This window comes from Burkholderia sp. SIMBA_051 (assembly GCF_046534915.1).
In the GTDB taxonomy this organism is placed as follows: domain Bacteria; phylum Pseudomonadota; class Gammaproteobacteria; order Burkholderiales; family Burkholderiaceae; genus Burkholderia; species Burkholderia ambifaria.
In genome coordinates this window covers 1-17,903 of record NZ_JAWRXS010000018.1, presented here as the reverse complement: position 1 = coordinate 17,903, position 17,903 = coordinate 1, and the positions used below count along the sequence as shown (strand labels likewise).

Sequence of the window (17,903 nt, the reverse complement as noted above, 5' to 3'; positions counted from 1 at the left end):
CGTAAGTCAAACAGCGCCGCGCGAACCCTAGCGGTCACGCGCGGCACGTGCACGACGGGCGACGCTACGCGTGCCCGCCCGTCTTCTTCGCCTGCAGCGCGCGAATCCGCAGTCGCGCGCCCGTATCGCTGACCGTCGCGTCGTACATCGTCGCGAGATCGCGCTTGAGCGCGGTGCGCGAACCGCCGTCGAGATACACCATGTGTCCCGACGGATAGAAGCGTGCAGACAAGTTCTGCCGCACTTTCTGATCCTCGAGCGGCATCTGCTGCAGGTCGATCACGGTCTGGTAGAACGGTGTGACGAAATCGTACAAGCCGTTCGCCGACAGCACCTTCAGGTCGACGTTCAGCGCCATCACCGCGGCGAGGTCGCCCGCCGTGTAGAGAATCACGTTCCCCTTCGCGTCGATGCCCTGCTGCTCGCCGGTCGGGTCGATATGGCTGAAGTCCCAGTTCTGGAACGCCTGGTCGTTCAGGTCCGTGAACGCGGAGTTCGACGTGAACTTCAGCTGCTCGTTCAGGTAGCTGTTCCACATCGCCGTGTAGACGCCCGTCACGGCCGTCATCGTCGGATCGTTGCCGCCCGAGTTCGGATCGATCTTGCCGGCGATACCGGTCGAGATCGCCGTCACGCGGCCGTCGTACGAACCGAGCGCCAACCCCTGCGCCTGCAGCAGCGTCGTCAGGAACAGCGAATTGCCGCGCGCGTTGTAACCGGCGATGTCGAGCCCCCATGTCTGCAACGTGGCCGTGTCGATGCCCGTGTAGTCCGACAGCTTCCGCACGGCGGCCGGGTCGGCATGCGGCACGTTGCGCAGTGCCTTCAGGTAATCGGTGCGCGCGAACTGCGCGACCTCCTCGATGAACGCGCCAAGATCGGCCGGCGCCGGCTTGACGCCGAGCTTCTTGTGATACCACGCGTCGGCCGCGGCGGTCGGCAGCGCGCCGACCGGGTTGCCAGCCTGCCGGTAGTCGAGAATCGACGACTGCAGCGTGACGCCGTTCAGGTCGACGCCGTCCTCGTGCAGCTTGTACGCGAGCACGCAGCTGCGCGCGGTGCCATACGACTCGCCGAACAGGTATTTCGGCGAATTCCAGCGATTGTTCTTCGTCAGGTAGCGCTTGATGAACTGCTTCAGCGAATCCGCATCCTGGTCGACGCCCCAGAAATTGCGGTTCTTGTTCGGCGCGACGGCCGCCGAATAGCCGGTGCCGACCGGATTGATGAACACCAGGTCGCTGTGGTCGATCATGCTGTCCGGGTTGTCCTCGATCTGGTACGGCGCGGGCGGCGTGAACCCTGGCATCGACGTCTTGATGCGCTTCGGCGCGAACGAGCCGAGCAGCACGAACACCGACGACGAACCGGGCCCGCCGTTGTAGAAGAACGTGACGGGCCGCGTTTCCTCCTTCGCGCCGTCGGCCGTGAAGGCGACGTAGAAGATCTTCGCGGCCGGCTGCGAACTGCTCGGGTCGACCGTCACGAGATGGCCGACCGTCGCCGTGTACGCAAGCCGCTTGCCGCCGATCAGGATCGTGTGGTGCGTGATCGCGGCCGCTTCGGTCGTGTCGGTCACCGAGTCGTCGGGGCCGTTGCCGTACGCGACCGGATCGAAGAACGGCTGGTCGCGGCCGTGGCTCAGCGCGACGGGATTGATGGTCGGCGGCACGCTATGCGAATTGTGGTCGCCGTGATGCAGCGGATACACGCCGCCGGAAGATGCGGAATCGATGCCCATCGTGCTGCTCCTGGAGGTGAAAAAAGACGCGGGCAAGGAACCCGCGTCACATGGAAAGACTTGTGCCGGCGCGTCAGCGCGATGGCTTGCGCGCGAGGATCGCCGCGAGTTTCGCGCCGTCGGGGCTGCCGAGGCCCGTGCACGCGTCCCAGCCGGACGCGGCCGCATACGTGCCGTTCGAGCCTTTCGTGATGTCGCGCAGCGCGCCCGGATGCTTGTACAGCACGGGATTGATCCAGCCGGCCGATGCGCCGGCCGCCGCGTTGATCCGCGCGATCAGCGCGGCCCACAGCGGCGCGACCGCGCTCGTGCCGCCCATCACCGCGGGCGTTCCGGCGATCGACACTTCGTAGCCCGTTTGCGGCGACGCATCGCCGGCGACGTCCGGCACGCCGCGCTTCGCGAGCGGCCTGCTGCTGCCGTCGGCGAGCGCGACGGTCAGCCCCTTCTGCCAGGCCGGCACGTCGAACATCGTGCTGACGCCGCCGCCACCCGCGCCGCCCCCGGCCGCCTCGTCGTTCCACGTGACCTCGCTGCGAATGCCCTGCCCCGGCAGCGCATCGAGCTGCGTGCCGCCGCACCCGAGCACGTACGGGCTCGACGCCGGGAAGTCGACGTGATCGGCGCCGTCCTGCAGCCCGTCGCCCGAGCCGCTGTCGCCCGACGCCGCGCACACCGTGATCCCCTGCGCGGCCGCCGCCTGCAGCACGCGGTTGAACGCATGGGCCGACTGCGCCTGCCAGATCGCTTCCGGGCCGCCCCAGCTGATCGAGATCACGGACGGCCGGTTGGTCTTGTCGGTGACCGCCGCGTTGACGGCCTGAATGAAGCCCGCGTCGCTGTTCGGCGCGAAGTAGACGGCGATCTTCGCGGCCGGCGCGATCGCCCCGGCGATCTCGATGTCGAGCGCGACTTCGCCGTCCGGGCCGCTCGCGTCGCCGGTCGGCGTGTTGCGGCCGGTGCCGACGTTCACGTCGACGACCGTCGGCGGCTTGTCGATCCCGAGCCCGCGGAAATACTGCTGGATATCGGTCGCGCGATAGCCGCCGCCGAGTTCGACGATCGCGATGCATTGCCCGGCGCCGTCGCCGGCCGGAAAGCCGTACAGCGACGCGAGCTGGGGCGGCGTGAACGTGACCGAGGTGGCGCCGCGCGCGGGCTTGAACGGCGGACGCAACCGGAAGTGCGGCCGCGCCTGTGGCCGGCTGTCGAGGCCGAGCACGGCCGTGACGACGTCGCCGAGCTCGTCCGGCAGCGCGATCGGGCCCGAGCGGCCGCGGTACTGGCCGATCGAGCGATGCTCGAAACGCTCGAGCTTCACGCTGAATGCCGCCTCGAACTGCTGGATCGTGCCCGACAGCACGACGACGCTTTCCACCGGATCGACGCGATCGACCGTCAGCTGGTGACGGTGCGCGAAGTCCTCGGTCTTGCGAATGTCGTCGGGATTGGCGGAGAAACGCTGCGCGAAGGCGTCGCGCGACAGCGGTGTTGCGTCGGTGTCGCCAGCGGCGAGCTGATTGACCAATGCGTCGAGTTGCCCTTCTTCCGGCCGCCGCAACATCATCGTGACGTGGATGCGTTCCGCCGGATCGCACTGACCGAGGCACTTGGACTCGGCGACGATACGGGGTTCACGGTCGGCTTGAAGATGCCTTGCCATGTTCAGACCCTCCTTGGTACCGCGTTGCACAGGCGTTGCACACGCGTTGCACGGAACAGCCAGGAAATCGGACAGGGCCGGCGGCAGACGGTTCCGTCCGGTCGCCGGTTCGCGGCAGCGCGAAGTCAAAGGAAGTTTAGAACAGTCAGATGATTTGCGCGCGCCCCTGGGCGTGTCGGGCGCGTGCGCGAAGGCCGGCATTGCGCGCGGCGTTCGTTGCTGCACTGCACCGCGTGGCTGTCGACCCGCGCGGTGCAGTGCGATGTTGCAGATCAGTCCATCGACAGGCGCAGCGCGAAGCCGATCAGCGCCGCCGAGAAGGTCCAGCGCTGCACCGTCTGCGCGAGCGGATGCGCGCGCATCCACGCCGCGATGCGCGACGCGCCGAACACGCATGCGAGGTCGAAACACACGCCGGCCGCGACGAGCATCGCGCCGAGCTCGAACATCTGCAACACGACGGGCCCGGCCTCGGGCCGCACGAATTGCGGCAGCAATACCGAGCAGAACAGCAGCGCCTTCGGGTTCAGCAGGTTGGTCAGCAACCCCTTGAAGAACGACTGACGCAGCTCGCCCGCGGCGGCCGCGTCGCCGTCGCCGAGCGCGAACACCGGCGAGCGGAACACCTGGATCGCGACATACGCGAGATACAGCGCGCCACCGTAGCGGATCGCTTCATACAGCCACGGCGCGCTGCGGATCAACGCCGCGACGCCGCAGGCGGACAGCGTCACATGCGCGGTGCGCGACAACGACAGGCCGGCCGCCGCCGCCATTCCCGGCCGCACGCCGCGACCGATGCTGGTCTGCAGCACGAGCGCCATGTCGGGGCCCGGCACCGCGTAGATGGCCGCGAGCGCGGCGAGATAAATCAACAGCAAATGCGTGGAAATCATGGTCTGCCCCCGTCCTTCAATGACGATATGTTGCCGCTGAAGGTGGAGGGATTATTGGCCATGTGAGGCTCGAAATTGGCGATCCATAGCGGAATCCGCCACAATTCCGAAACTACAACACGGATTCCGCCAAGATGACCGAACTCGACAAAACCGATCGCGCGATTCTCGCCGCGGTGCAGCGCGACGGCCGCCTGCCGATCGCGCGCCTCGCCGATTCCGTCGGCCTGTCCGAGACGCCGTGCGCACGGCGCCTGAAACGTCTCGAAAACGACGGCTACATCGAGCGCTACCGCGCGCAGCTGTCGCGCCAGGCGCTCGGCTACGGCGTCGTCGCGTTCGTGCTCGTGCGATTCGCGACGCACGACCGCAAGGTCGCCGACCGGTTCGAACGGGAAGTGCTCGCCATCGAGCGGATCCTCGCGTGCCACAACGTCGCGGGCACGGCCGACTACCTGCTGCAGGTGGTCGCGCGCGATCTCGACGACTACGGCACGTTCATCCGTGATTCGCTGCGGATGCTGCCCGGCGTGACGTCGATCGAATCCGCGCTGTCGTTGCGGGAGGTGAAGCACGACGCGGGGTTGCCGGTGCCATGATGCGGCGGGCCAACGGCGGAAATCGGCACGTTACCGCACGCGCCCCGTCACTTCGACACCCATCGATGTGGGCGGTTGGCCGCCCGCTTCGTAACACTTGTTCACCTGTTTGACGCCACCGGCCGTCACACGGCGTCGGGCGCCTGGTGCGCGTGCTCGAGGTCCTCGAGAAACGCCTCCACGAGCGGATTGCCGCGCCCGTCGCGCGCGACGACCATGTGGAACGTGACGTCGTAGCGCAGCTGCTCCGGATTGAGCGGCGCGAGCAGCCCCTGCGCGACGTACGGCGCCGCGAAGTGCTGCGGCAGGTAGCCGAGGTGATGGCCCGACAGGATCAGCAGCGCGACGGCCTCCATGTTGTCGGCGGTCGCGGTCACGCGGTCGGGCGTCGTCGACATCTGCGCCTCCGGCAGCGGATACGAGCGCCACGCCCACTCGAATTCCGCGACATCGGCCGGCGTCAGCGCGCCGGCCGCGTCGAACAGCGGATGGCCGCGCCCGCAATACGCGATCTGCCGCTCGATGAACAGCGGCGTGTAATGCAGCGACGGCACGCGATGCCAGAAATAGCCGACGGCAATCTGGATCTCGTCGCTCAGCAGCTTCTCCTCGAGATCGCCCGGCGCGCGCACCGAGATCGAGAAGCGAACGGCCTGGTCGCGCACGCGGAACGCGGCGATCGCCTCGGCGATCCGCGCGTTCTGGCTGATCGGCGTATGGCCGATCAGGCCGATGTTCAGCGTGCCGACCAGCTGGCGGTCCATGTGCCGCGCCGCCATCCCGAATTCGTCGAGCGCCGCGAGCAGCTTGCGGCTCATCGCATGGAACCGCTCGCCCTTCGGCGTGAGCCGGAAGCCGCTGCGGCCGCGCTCGCAGAGCCGGTAGCCAAGCCGTGTCTCGAGCGACGACAGCTGCGCGCTGATCGTCGACTGGCCGACGTTCAGCATCGCCTGCGCGGCCGACACGCCGCCCGCGTCCGTGACCGCGAGAAACACGCGGATCAACCGCAGATCGAGGGTCGACAGATTCCCCAGCACGCTATTCCCCTTCCATACATCGATGAAAATCGATGTTTACGTCGATATCTTCGCATTCTTCTTTGCGGTCGGACGCGTAAGACTATGCGCCAAGCCGCGTCGCATGATACGGCAACCCCACATCGGAAGAGACACCATGAACGACCACACCCATTTCCAGCCGCTCGGCGGCAATGAAATGCCGCGCTGCGGCGGCATCGCGACGATGATGCGCCTGCCGCACGTGGCGAGCGCCGCAGGCCTCGACGCATGCTTCGTCGGCGTTCCGTTCGATCTCGGCACCTCCAACCGCACCGGCGCACGCTTCGGCCCGCGCCAGATCCGCACCGAATCCGTGCTGCTGCGCCCGTACAACATGGCCACACGCGCCGCGCCGTTCGATTCGCTGCAGATCGCCGATATCGGCGACGTCGCGATCAACCCGTACAACCTGCACGATTCCATCGCGCGCATCGAGGCTGCATACGACGCGATCCTCGAGCACGACTGCAAACCGATCACGCTCGGCGGCGACCATACGATCGCGTTGCCGATCCTGCGCGCGATCCACCGCAAGCATGGCAAGGTTGCATTGATCCACGTCGATGCGCACGCCGACGTGAACGATACGATGATGGGCGAAAAGATCGCGCACGGCACGCCGTTCCGCCGCGCGGTCGAGGAAGGCCTGCTGCACGGCGACAAGGTCACGCAGATCGGCCTGCGCGGCACCGGCTACGCGGCGGAGGATTTCGACTGGTGCCGCGAGCAGGGCTTCCGCGTGGTCCAGGCCGAGGAGTGCTGGAACAAGTCGCTCGCGCCGCTGATGGAAGAAGTGCGCGCGCGCGTCGGCGACACGCCCGTCTACATCAGCTTCGACATCGACGGCATCGATCCGGCCTACGCGCCCGGCACCGGCACGCCGGAAATCGCCGGCCTCACGGTGCCGCAGGCGCTCGAGATCATCCGCGGCGCGAAGGGGCTGAACATCGTCGGCTGCGATCTCGTCGAAGTCGCGCCGCCGTACGACCCGTTCGGCACCACGGCGCTGCTCGGCGCGAACCTCGCCTACGAGCTGCTGTGCGTGCTGCCCGGCGTCGCATACCGCGACTGATCCGGCCGCGCGACCGATTCCAAATCAGAGGATTCCAGAGGAGCACAAAAACAGATGGGGACTTCCGTCAAACAACCGAAGCGGGCGGCGCTCGCGTCGTTCGTCGGCACCACGATCGAGTGGTACGACTTCTACAGCTACGCGACCGCCGCCGCCATCGTGTTCGGGCCGCTGTTCTTTCCCGGTGAAAACCGCTTCGTCAGCCTGCTCGCGTCATTCGGCTCGTTCGCGGTCGGCTTCTTCGCGCGGCCGCTCGGCGGCGTGATGTTCGGCTATCTCGGCGACCGCTTCGGCCGCAAGCGTTCGCTGCTCGCGACGCTGATGCTGATGGCCGTGTCGACGGTCGCGATCGGCCTGCTGCCGACCCATGCGCAGGCCGGCGTGATCGCACCGATCCTGCTCGTGCTGATGCGCGTGCTGCAAGGCATCGCGGTCGGCGGCGAATGGGGCGGCGCGGTACTGCTCGCCGGCGAGCATGCGCCCGAAGGCAAGCGCACGTTCTTCGCGTCGTTCGCGCAGCTCGGCAGCGCGAGCGGCCTGATTCTGTCGATGCTCGCGTTCGGCGCGATCAGCACGCTGTCCAGGGAAGACATGATGAGCTGGGGCTGGCGCGTGCCGTTCCTCGCGAGTTCCGTGCTGCTGGTGGTCGGCTTCGTGATCCGCGCGAGCGTGTCGGAGTCGCCCGAGTTCGAGGAAGTCAGGAAGAGCGGCAACACCGCGCAGAACCCGGTGCGCGAAGCGCTCACGTACTGGCCGCTGCTGCTGCTCGCGATCGGCGCGAACGTATACGGGATCGCCGGCGTGTATTTCAGCAACATCTTCATGATCAGCTACGCGACGCAGTTCCTGTCGCTCGACCGGTCGATGGTGCTGCATTGCATGACCATCGTCGCCGTGCTGCAGTTCGTCGTGCAGCTCGCCGCCGCGTTCCTCGCGCAGCGCTTCGGCACGACGCGCGTGCTGCTGATCACCGGCGCCTGGGCCGCGATCGTGCCGTTCGTGATGCTGCCGCTCGTGCACATGGGCACGCCGCTGTCGATCACCGTCGGCGTCGGCCTCGCGACGCTCGCGGAATCGGGCTACTACTCGGTGGTCGCCGGGTTCGTCAGCGGCATCTTCATCGCGCGCATCCGCTACACGGCGATCTCGATCGCGTACCAGGTGTGCGGCGCGCTCGCCGGCGGTTTAACACCGCTCGTCGCCACGCTGATCGCGCAGAACGTCGCGCCGCAATGGTGGCCGCTCGCGATCCAGTACACGAGTGCCGCCGTGCTGTCGTCGCTGTGCGTGTGGCTGATCTCGCGCCGCGTCAGCATCGACGATGCGGGCGCGCCGCGTGAAGCGCTGCCGCGCGGCGCTCGCACCGCCTGACGCACCACCCGACGGGCGGCCTCCCGGGCCGCCCTCCCCCCTACACGATCATTCAGGGCCTGCTGCGACGCTGTCGCGGCAGGCTTGCGCGCGCCCCGGCCTCGCAGCCGTGCGCCAGGAGACACCCGTCATGAACCGCCCCGACACCCTCGCGCTCGACCGCGCCGAACCGGCCGGTCTCAAGATCGAGCATCGCTCGATCGACTACATCCCCGAAACCGAACGCCACGCGAAACTCGCGAGCCAGGGCCCGTTCTGGTTCCTCGGCAACTTCCATTTCTTCACGATCTCGATCGGCTTCGTCGGGCCCGGCATGGGGCTGTCGGCCGGCTGGACCACGCTCGCCGGCGCGCTCGGCATCATGTTCGGCACGCTCTTCATGGCGTTCCACGGTTCGCAGGGCCCGGAGATGGGCCTGCCGCAGATGATCCAGTCGCGCGCGCAGTTCGGGTATCGCGGCGTGATCGTCGCGCTGCTCGCGACGTTGTTCGTGTTCGTCGGCTTCAACGTCGTGAACGTGTCGCTGATTGTCGACGGCGTGCATAACGTGTTCGGGATCGACGGCGGATTCGTCGCCGTCGCGGCCGTGTCGATCGGCGCGCTGCTCGCGATCTACGGCCACGACCTGATGCACCGCACCTTCAAGTGGGCGCTGGTCGCGACGCTGCCGCTCTATGCACTCGTCACGCTCGCGCTCGCGTTCGGCCACGCGGCGCCCGCGCAGGCGGGCACCGCCGCCGCGCCGGGCTTCAGCTGGATCGCGTTCGCGACGCAGTTCGCGATCGCCGCGAGCTACAACATCTCGTATGCGCCCTACGTGTCCGATTATTCGCGCTACCTGCCGAAACACACGAGCCGCGCGAAGTTGATCGCGGTGATCTTCGCCGGCGCGTCGCTGTCGGGCGCGTGGATGATCGGGCTCGGCGCATGGCTCGCGCAGACGCTGCACGCGGCCGATGCGCTGGTCGCGATGAACGACGTCGGCACGTCGCTCGCACCCGGCCTCGGCAAGCTGATCGCGATCGTGTCGATCGCCGGCTTCCTGCCGATCATCGCGCTCAATGCGTACAGCGCGATGCTGACCGTGCTCACCGGCGTCGATTCGCTCGTGCCGATCAGGCCGACCCGGCGCGCGCGCGTCGTGTCGATCGTCGCGATCAGCGCATTTGTGCTCGGCTGCGTGTTCGCGATCCGTGGCAACGGCATCGCGCTGCTGCAGACGTTCCTCACGCTGATGCTCTACTTCCTCGTGCCGTGGACCGCGGTAAACCTCGTCGACTATTTCTTCGTGCGCCGCGGCCGCTACGCGATCGCGCACTTCTTCACGCCGCGCGGCCTGTACGGTGCGTGGCAATCGCGCGGCATCCTGTCGTACCTGATTGGCTTCGCGGCGATGGTGCCGTTCTTCTACGTGTTCGACGCCGAAGCGAACCGCGAGGTATTCGTCGGCCCGTTCGCGCGGATGCTCGGCGGCGTCGATCTCGCGTGGCTCGTCGGGCTGGTCGTCGCCGGCGGCGTCTACGGGCTGCTGTCGCGCTCGCTCGACCTCGACCACGAGCGGCGCGTGATCGCCCGAACACCCGCGCCCGACGCGCCGGCCCCCACCGCGGCGCAGGGAGACGCACGATGAACGGTCCGCGCATTCGCATCGTCCAGTCGGCACTGCGCGACGGCGACGTGGCCGGCAATCTCGCAAAAGCGCTCGCGATCATCACCGCAGCACGCGGCGCAACCGACCTCCTCGTGTTCTCCGAAACTTACTCCAGCGGCTTTCCGACGCCCGACGACGTCGCTCGGCTGGCCGAGCCGCTCGACGGGCCGTCCGTCACCGCGGTACGCGATGCCGCACGCGATGCGGCGGTCGCCGTCGCGTTCGGCTTCCCGGAACGCGACGGCTCGCGCTTCTTCAACACCGCGCTGCTGATCGATGCGAACGGCGACGTGCTGTTGCGCTACCGGAAGACACATCTGTACGAATCCGACCTCGGCGTGTTCGAGGCCGGCGACGCGTTTCCGGTCTGCACGTGGCATGGGATACAGGTCGGCCTGCTGATCTGCTTCGATCTCGAGTTTCCGGAAACGGCGCGCGCGCTCGCGCATGCCGGGGCCGAACTGATCGTGATACTCGACGGCATGATGAACCCGTACGGCGACGTGCATCGCCGGATGATCCCGGTGCGCGCGCTGGAAAACCAGCTCTACGTCGCGATGGCGAACCGCGTCGGCGCCGGCGACCGCTACACGTTCAGCGGCACGAGTCTCGTCGCAGCCCCCGACGGCACGTGCGTCGCGGTCGCGCCCGGCGATCGGGAGGCGATCGTCGACGTCACGCTCGATCCCGCGGCGATTCGCGATGCACGCGCGGCGTTCCGCTACGTCGACCTCGCCGCGGTGCCGCTCGGCGCGGCGACGCGGCGCGATTGACGCGAACGGCCCGGCGGGTGGGGAATGGCCCGCGACGATCCCGCATCGTGGCGACGGCGGGCGCGCGGCGGGCTGCGCGTCACTGCACCTGATTGCGCAGCGTCTTCGCGGCGGCGACCATGTTCGTCAGCGCCGGAATCACTTCCGCCCACTGGCGCGTCTTCAGCCCGCAGTCCGGGTTCACCCACAGGCGTTCCGCCGGAATCCGCTCGGCCGCCTTCCTCATCAGGCCGACGATGTGATCCTGCGTCGGGATGTTCGGCGAATGGATGTCGTACACGCCCGGCCCGATCTCGTTCGGATACCTGAAGTTGTCGAACGCGTCGAGCAGTTCCATGTCCGAGCGCGACGTCTCGATCGTGATCACGTCCGCGTCCATGTCGGCAATCGACGCGATGATGTCGTTGAACTCCGAATAGCACATGTGCGTGTGGATCTGCGTGTCGTCCTGCACGCCGTTCGCGGTGATGCGGAACGATTCGACCGCCCACTTCAGGTACTCGCCCCATTGCGCGCGGCGCAGCGGCAGCCCTTCACGCAGCGCGGCCTCGTCGATCTGGATCACGCGCACGCCGGCCTTCTCGAGATCGAGCACTTCGTCGCGGATCGCGAGCGCAAGCTGGTAGCACGACACCGAGCGCGGCTGGTCGTCGCGCACGAACGACCAGTTCAGGATCGTCACCGGGCCGGTCAGCATGCCCTTCATCGGCTTGTTCGTCAGCGACTGCGCGTACGTGATCCATTCGACCGTCATCGCCTTCGGACGGCTGATGTCGCCGAACAGGATCGGCGGCTTCACGCAGCGCGAACCGTACGACTGCACCCAGCCGAACTGGCTGAATGCGTAGCCGTCGAGCTGCTCGCCGAAGTATTCGACCATGTCGTTGCGCTCGGCTTCGCCATGCACGAGCACGTCGAGTTCGAGCGATTCCTGTTCGCGCACGCTGCGCGCGATCTCGGCCTGCATCGCCGCGCGGTAGCCGGCTTCATCCAGCGCGCCGGCCTTGAACTGGCTGCGCGCGTGGCGGATCTCGGCGGTCTGCGGGAACGAGCCGATCGTCGTCGTCGGGAAGGCCGGCAGGTTCAGGCGTGCCAACTGCTTCGGCGCGCGCTGCGTATAGGGGCTCGCGCGGTTGCCGAGCTGCGCGTCGATGCGCGCGAGCGCGGCCTTCACCGCCGGGTTGTTCACGCGCGGCGAACGGCGGCGCGAGTCGATCGCGGCGGCGTTGGCGGCAAGCGCGTCGGCCACCTTGTCGCGGCCTTCATTCAGCGCCGTCGCGAGCACCTTTAGTTCGTCGAGCTTCTGCAGCGCGAACGCGAGCCACGAACGGATCTCCGCGTCGAGCTTCTCTTCGCTCGCGAGATCGACCGGCACGTGCAGCAGCGAGCACGACGGCGCGATCCACAGGCGATCGCCCAGTTGCTTCGCGAGCGGCTCGAGCCAGCCGAGCGTCGCGTTCAGGTCCGTCTTCCAGATGTTGCGGCCGTTGATCGCGCCCACCGACAGCACGCGGTCGGCCGGCAGTTCGCGCACGAGCGCGTCGACTTCGTCGCGGGCGTTGATCGCGTCGACATGCAGGCCGTCGACCGACAGCGACGCCGCGAGCGTCAGGTTGTCCCCAAGCGTGCCGAAGTACGTGGCGAGCAGCAGCTTGATACGGCGCGTTTCCAGCGCCGCGTACGCGGTGCGCAATGCCTGACGCCATTCGGCGTCGAGCTCGGTGACGAGGATCGGTTCGTCGATCTGCACCCATTCGACGCCCTGCGCGGTCAGCGTGTCGAGCAGCGCGCCGTACACCGGCAGCAGCTTCGGCAGCAGCGCGAGGCGATCCGAATCGTCCTTCGCCTTGCCGAGCCACAGGTACGTGACGGGGCCGAGGATCACCGGCTTCCCGGCGACGCCCAGCGCCCGGGCTTCAGCCAGTTGCTGAAGCAGGCACGACGGATCAAGCGAGAAGTTCGTGTCCGCGTGGAATTCCGGGACGATGTAGTGGTAGTTCGTGTCGAACCACTTCGTCATTTCGCCGGCGGAAACGCCGCCGCAGCACGCGGCATGCGCGTCCACCGCTTGCGCCGAACGGCCGCGCGCGACGCGGAAATAGTTGTCGAGCACGTCGCCGTGGTAGCCCTGCACGCGCTTCGGCAGGTTGCCGAGCGTAAAGCTCATGTCGAGCACCTGGTCGTAGAACGAGAAATCGCCGATCGGCGCGAGATCGAGGTCGCGCTGGGCGTTCCAGTGACGCGCGCGCAGCTCGGCGCCGAGTGCCTTCAGCACGTCGCGCGACGATTCGCCCTTCCAGTAGCGTTCGAGGCCGAACTTGAGTTCGCGCTGCGCGCCGATGCGCGGAAAACCGAGGTTGTGTGTCGTAACCATGAAGCTGCCGTCCAGAGAGAAATTGAAGATCCGGCAGCCATCATAGGGATTTCATCCCATGAAATAAAATGGCATTATTTCATTCATCCATTAAATTTGTTCATGTGTTTGTGGGGTGAGCGATATCCATGCTGGAACGATTCCATCTCGTCGTGATCCGTGAAGTCGAGCGCCAGGGCTCGCTGACCGCCGCCGCCAATGCGCTGCACCTCACGCAATCGGCGCTCAGCCATACCGTCCGGAAAATCGAGCAGCAGCTCGGCACGCCGATCTGGGATCGGGAGGGCCGCGGCCTGCGGCTGACGCAGGGCGGGCAATATCTGCTGAAGCTGGCGAACCGGCTGCTGCCGCAGTTCGAGCTCGCCGAGGAGCGGATGAAGCAGTATGCAAAGGGCGAGCGCGGCACGCTGCGCATCGGGATGGAATGCCATCCGTGCTACCAGTGGCTGCTGAAGGTCGTGTCGGCGTACCTGTCGCGCTGGCCGGACGTCGACGTGGACGTGAAGCAGCGCTTCCAGTTCGGCGGCATCGGCGCGCTGTTCGGCCATGACATCGACGTGCTCGTGACGCCCGACCCGCTGAACAAGCCGGGGCTGCGCTTCGATCCCGTGTTCGATTACGAGCAGGTGCTGGTGGTCGCGGATGCGCACCGGTTCGCGAACGCCGACTACGTGACGCCCGAGCAGCTGACCGACGAGGTACTGATCACGTACCCGGTCGAGACCGACCGGCTCGACATCTACAACCAGTTCCTGACGCCGGCCGGCATCGTGCCGCGGCGCCACAAGTCGATCGAGACGACCGACATCATGCTGCAGATGGTGGCGAGCGGGCGCGGCGTGGCCGCGCTGCCGAGATGGCTTGCCGATGAATACGCGGACCGGATGCCGGTCGTGCCGGTCAAGCTCGGCAAGAAGGGCATCGCGAAACAGATCTTCCTGGGCATCCGCGAGGCGGACGCGTCGATCGACTATCTGGCCGCATTCGTCGCGCTCGCGCGCGAATCGACGTGGAGCGCGCCGCGCATGCTGCGCTAGGCGCGCCCCGATGCGATGCGCGTCAGGCGGCGCGCATGGTGCGTTCGCCGCGTTCGACCCATGCGCCGAACAGCAGGCCGATCGTCGTCCACATGATCGCCTGCATGCCGATCGCGGCGACGCGGAACTTCCACAGCACCGCGGCCGGGAATTCGGCCGGCACTTCATCGATCGACGGCAGCCCGATCTGCACGGCCGCGATGATCGCGACGAACGCGAGGCCCGCGACGATCGATGCGTTCCACGGGCCGAGCTTCGCCAGCAGATGACGACGCACGCTGACCGAGAACGCCATCGTCGCGACCGAGATCGCGATCATCAGGAAGAACAGGCCCGTGCGATAGCCGATCGTGTCGTGGTCGCCGACCGCCGGCGGATTGGCCGGGTATTTGATGCTCGGCACGATCACGAGCGCGACGAACGCCGCCGCCGCGAGCCATGCCGCGAGCGGCCGCGCCGGGAGGCGGCTGCCTCGCCCGTATGCAAACGCGAAGACCAGCGAGAACAGCCCGCCGAATGCCGCGCCGTAAGTCACGACGCCCGTCAGCAGGCCGACACCGGCCTGCGTGTGGCGGCTGACCAGTTCGGGCTCCGGGGCTTCGCCGTTGGCGGCGTCGACTTTTTCTCCGAAGGAGATCGCCTGATCGACTTGCGGTTCGCCGACGATTCTGGCGAAACCGAACGTGAGGAGGCCCGCGACGATGCCTGCGAGCATCCCGCGCATGAGCAGCTTTCCGACCATCGTGTACTCCGCGTCAGTGGCAGGGAAAGCCGAGCAGATGGCGGCCGTCGTGAACGAACTCGTGCACGTACATGCCCGGCACGAGCGACGCCGCCCCCTGTTCCGCACCGACGAAATAGAGCGCGAGCAACAGGATCAGGCCGACGAAGATGGCCCACGGCAACAGCTCGCGGACGGGAATGGGCGCCGGCACGACGACCGGCTTCAGCACTGCTTCGCTCATGAATGCACCTCAGGGGAATCGCGCCCCGACAAATGTTGGATGGAATACGAAGGCAGGTCTGGCTTCCGGGATTGAAGATCCGCAGTTACAGTGGCGCGACCGCGCCGGGCTTGCACCGGCTTCCGCCCTTCGTATCGGGCGAATTGTACGCGCGAACGTTCGCGTGTTAAAGGCCCACGCATCACGGGCGCGGCCGTTCCGAACTTTCCGGCCATCGACATGACCCAACCTGCCTCGCTGCGCCTGATCGCGCATGCGCCGACCCGCGCGATGCGCATCGGCGCGTTTCCCGCCGACGATCCGCTCGATGCACCCGGGCTCGCCGAGGCTGCCGCGCTGCGCGAGCGGTTCGCCGGCGCACCCGGCGCGATCGTGCTGTGCAGCCCCGCACGTTGTGCGCAGCAGACCGCCGACGCGCTCGGGCTGCGCGCGGGCATCGACGACGCGCTGCGCGATGTCGACTACGGCCACTGGCACGGCAAGCGGCTGCACGACCTCGCCCGCGACCTGCCGGACGAACTCGGCGCCTGGATTGACGATCCGTCCGCGTCGCCGCACGGCGGTGAATCGTTCGAAGACGTCGCACGCCGCGTCGGCGCATGGTTGAACGCACTGCCACGTAACCGCGATATCGTCGCGATCACGCATGCGGCGATCGTGCGGGCGGCCATCGCGCACGTACGCCGGATGGACGCGAAGGCGGCGACCCGCATCGACGTCGCGCCGCTGTCGTGCACGATATTCGCCGCGTCGCGAGATGGCTGGACGTCGATCACGGACGACGTTCGACGCGATGCCGATGCGTAAGCCCGCCTGCTCACTATATGGAGAATGACGGCGCATTTTCTTACATCCCTGTAAGAAAATGGTTCGTCCTCCCGACTGTCATCAAACTGACTGGTAGCGAAAGCTAGGATCGGCTGCGGTTACCTACGAGATGCCGCCATGAATCAGCCTGCTTCGTCCGCCGCGAATCACTCCGGCTCCACCGAACGTACCCGACAGGTCGGCTATGCCGTTTTTCTGCTGGTACTCGCGGCCGGCGCCGTCTATATCGCCACCCACCTGATCGCCGATCTGTCGCCCGTGCGCGAAGGGTCGCTGTTCCCGTACCTGATGCTCGGCGCCGCGCTGGTGATCGCGCTCGGCTTCGAATTCGTCAACGGTTTCCACGACACCGCGAATGCGGTCGCGACCGTGATCTACACCCACTCGCTGACGCCGAACGTCGCGGTGATCTGGTCCGGCATGTGGAACTTCCTCGGCGTGATGGTTTCCAGCGGGGCCGTCGCCTTCGGCATCCTGCAGCTGCTGCCGGTCGAGCTGATCCTGCAGGTCGGCAGCGGGTCGGGTTTCGCGATGGTGTTCGCGCTGCTGATCGCCGCGATCGTCTGGAACCTGGCGACCTGGTACTTCGGGTTGCCGTCGTCGAGCTCGCATACGCTGATCGGATCGATCATCGGCGTCGGGCTGATGAACCAGCTGATGCACGGGCCGTCGGGCACGAGCGGCGTGGACTGGGGCCAGGCGCTCGGCGTCGGCAAGTCGCTGCTGTTGTCGCCGATCGTCGGGTTCCTGTGCGCGTCGCTGCTGCTGCTCGTGCTGAAGGCCGTCGTGCGGATTCCGGAGCTGTACAAGGAGCCGCCGAAGGATCAGCCGCCTCCGTTCTGGATCCGCTGCCTGCTGATCCTCACGTGTACCGGCGTGTCGTTCGCGCACGGGTCGAACGATGGGCAGAAGGGGATGGGCCTCATCATGCTGATCCTGATCGGCACGATGCCGACCGCGTATGCGCTGAACAAGGCGGTCACGGCGGCTGAATCGCAGACCTTCGTCGCCGTCGCGAACCAGGCTGCCGCGACCTTCGCGAAATATTCGAATGGCGTCGCGCCGTCCGCGAATCCGCGCGCCGACGTCGAGCACTTCGTGCAGCACCGCGAGATGACGCCTGCCGTGCTGCCGGCCGTGCAGCAACTGTCCACGTCGCTCGCGGCCTCGGTCGGCTCGTCGGGCTCGATGGCGGCCGTGCCGCAGGGCGACGTCGACAACGTGCGCAACACGATGTATCTGGTATCCGAAGCGATTCGCCTGATCGAGAAGGCGGGTCGGCCCGCGTTCGCCGTCGATGACAAGCTCGCGATCGACAACTATCGCAAGCAGCTCGATCACGCGACCAAGTTCATTCCGACCTGGGTGAAAGTGGCCGTTGCGATCGCGCTGGGTCTCGGAACGATGGTCGGCTGGAAGCGGATCGTCGTGACCGTCGGCGAGAAAATTGGCAAGCAGCATCTGACGTACGGACAGGGTGCGTCGGCCGAACTCGTCGCGATGCTGACGATCGGCGCGGCCGACGTGTACGGGCTGCCCGTGTCGACGACGCACGTGCTGTCGTCGGGCGTCGCGGGCACGATGGCGGCGAACGGGTCCGGATTGCAGTGGAGTACGGTGCGCAGCCTCGTGCTCGCGTGGGTGCTGACGCTGCCGGCGTCGATCGCACTCGCGGCTGGACTTTACTGGCTGTTCAGGTCGATCGCCTGAGCGGACGGGCGGCGAGCGGCTGGGGAATTGGTCGCTCGCCGGGGAGGATTTGGTTCGGGTGGTGCTGCGTCTGTTCGCCTCACACTCTGGAGGTATCCGGAATTTAGTGTGTGAGGCGGGTTGAGATTCAGACTCCGATGTTGAATCGTTCCGGGTAAAGCAGCG

The 17,903-nt window shown here is 67.0% G+C and carries 15 protein-coding genes and 1 riboswitch; of the genes, 8 read left to right on the top strand and 7 right to left on the bottom strand.

From position 1 onward, the window contains the following. Nucleotides 1–64: 64 nt before the first annotated feature. The 3 genes from SB771_RS32030 to SB771_RS32020 all read right to left on the bottom strand — a co-directional run bounded on the left by SB771_RS32030 (nucleotide 65) and on the right by SB771_RS32020 (nucleotide 4,300). Nucleotides 65–1,741 carry a S10 family peptidase gene (locus tag SB771_RS32030; protein WP_175658703.1) on the bottom strand — a complete coding sequence of 559 codons (1,677 nt, stop codon included), beginning with the start codon at nucleotides 1,739–1,741 and terminating at the stop codon, nucleotides 65–67. Nucleotides 1,742–1,814: 73 nt separating this feature from the next. Continuing rightward, the gene (locus SB771_RS32025) at nucleotides 1,815–3,404 is read right to left on the bottom strand and encodes a protease pro-enzyme activation domain-containing protein (protein ID WP_175658702.1); all 1,590 of its coding nucleotides are present in this window, start codon (nucleotides 3,402–3,404) and stop codon (nucleotides 1,815–1,817) included. A gap of 272 nt (nucleotides 3,405–3,676) precedes the next feature. Then, nucleotides 3,677–4,300: a LysE family translocator gene (locus SB771_RS32020; RefSeq protein WP_175654217.1), complete on the bottom strand. Its 624-nt coding sequence runs from the start codon at nucleotides 4,298–4,300 to the stop codon at nucleotides 3,677–3,679. A gap of 134 nt (nucleotides 4,301–4,434) precedes the next feature. Between SB771_RS32020 and SB771_RS32015 the strand changes: the two genes are divergently transcribed. Then, complete coding sequence (locus tag SB771_RS32015) at nucleotides 4,435–4,899, top strand: Lrp/AsnC family transcriptional regulator (RefSeq protein WP_006752374.1); 465 nt, start codon at nucleotides 4,435–4,437, stop codon at nucleotides 4,897–4,899. Between the two features lie 125 nt (nucleotides 4,900–5,024). Here the strand turns inward: SB771_RS32015 and SB771_RS32010 are convergent, their stop codons facing one another. Continuing rightward, nucleotides 5,025–5,936: a LysR family transcriptional regulator gene (locus SB771_RS32010; protein WP_175658701.1), complete on the bottom strand. Its 912-nt coding sequence runs from the start codon at nucleotides 5,934–5,936 to the stop codon at nucleotides 5,025–5,027. Nucleotides 5,937–6,072: 136 nt separating this feature from the next. On the opposite strand from SB771_RS32010, the gene speB reads away from it, so the two are divergent. From speB to SB771_RS31990, 4 genes are all read left to right on the top strand, one after another. After that, entirely contained in the window at nucleotides 6,073–7,029 is a 957-nt protein-coding gene (gene speB / locus SB771_RS32005; protein ID WP_006752372.1) for an agmatinase, read from the top strand. Between the two features lie 54 nt (nucleotides 7,030–7,083). After that, on the top strand, nucleotides 7,084–8,400 hold the full coding sequence (locus SB771_RS32000; RefSeq protein ID WP_175658700.1) for an MFS transporter: 1,317 nt from the start codon (nucleotides 7,084–7,086) through the stop codon (nucleotides 8,398–8,400). A 130-nt stretch (nucleotides 8,401–8,530) separates the two neighbouring features. Beyond that, the gene (locus SB771_RS31995) at nucleotides 8,531–10,030 is read left to right on the top strand and encodes a purine-cytosine permease family protein (RefSeq protein ID WP_175658699.1); all 1,500 of its coding nucleotides are present in this window, start codon (nucleotides 8,531–8,533) and stop codon (nucleotides 10,028–10,030) included. Next, complete coding sequence (locus tag SB771_RS31990) at nucleotides 10,027–10,824, top strand: carbon-nitrogen hydrolase family protein (protein WP_175658698.1); 798 nt, start codon at nucleotides 10,027–10,029, stop codon at nucleotides 10,822–10,824. Before SB771_RS31995 ends, SB771_RS31990 begins: the two co-directional genes overlap by 4 nt. Before the next feature lie 79 nt (nucleotides 10,825–10,903). Here the strand turns inward: SB771_RS31990 and metE are convergent, their stop codons facing one another. Next, nucleotides 10,904–13,198, bottom strand: coding sequence for a 5-methyltetrahydropteroyltriglutamate--homocysteine S-methyltransferase (metE, locus tag SB771_RS31985; RefSeq protein WP_175658697.1), 2,295 nt, complete (start codon nucleotides 13,196–13,198; stop codon nucleotides 10,904–10,906). A gap of 128 nt (nucleotides 13,199–13,326) precedes the next feature. Between metE and SB771_RS31980 the strand changes: the two genes are divergently transcribed. Further along, entirely contained in the window at nucleotides 13,327–14,235 is a 909-nt protein-coding gene (locus SB771_RS31980; RefSeq protein WP_175658696.1) for a LysR family transcriptional regulator, read from the top strand. 22 nt (nucleotides 14,236–14,257) lie between these two features. Here the strand turns inward: SB771_RS31980 and SB771_RS31975 are convergent, their stop codons facing one another. Further along, on the bottom strand, nucleotides 14,258–14,977 hold the full coding sequence (locus SB771_RS31975; RefSeq protein ID WP_105830219.1) for a CbtA family protein: 720 nt from the start codon (nucleotides 14,975–14,977) through the stop codon (nucleotides 14,258–14,260). A gap of 13 nt (nucleotides 14,978–14,990) precedes the next feature. After that, the gene (locus tag SB771_RS31970; RefSeq protein ID WP_175658695.1) at nucleotides 14,991–15,200 is read right to left on the bottom strand and encodes a CbtB domain-containing protein; all 210 of its coding nucleotides are present in this window, start codon (nucleotides 15,198–15,200) and stop codon (nucleotides 14,991–14,993) included. A 33-nt stretch (nucleotides 15,201–15,233) separates the two neighbouring features. Further along, nucleotides 15,234–15,376: riboswitch (cobalamin riboswitch) on the bottom strand. A gap of 43 nt (nucleotides 15,377–15,419) precedes the next feature. On the opposite strand from SB771_RS31970, the gene SB771_RS31965 reads away from it, so the two are divergent. Both SB771_RS31965 and SB771_RS31960 read left to right on the top strand, forming a co-directional pair. Beyond that, nucleotides 15,420–16,007 carry a histidine phosphatase family protein gene (locus SB771_RS31965; RefSeq protein WP_175658694.1) on the top strand — a complete coding sequence of 196 codons (588 nt, stop codon included), beginning with the start codon at nucleotides 15,420–15,422 and terminating at the stop codon, nucleotides 16,005–16,007. A 138-nt stretch (nucleotides 16,008–16,145) separates the two neighbouring features. Next, the gene (locus SB771_RS31960) at nucleotides 16,146–17,738 is read left to right on the top strand and encodes an inorganic phosphate transporter (protein WP_175658693.1); all 1,593 of its coding nucleotides are present in this window, start codon (nucleotides 16,146–16,148) and stop codon (nucleotides 17,736–17,738) included. Nucleotides 17,739–17,903 lie beyond the last annotated feature (165 nt).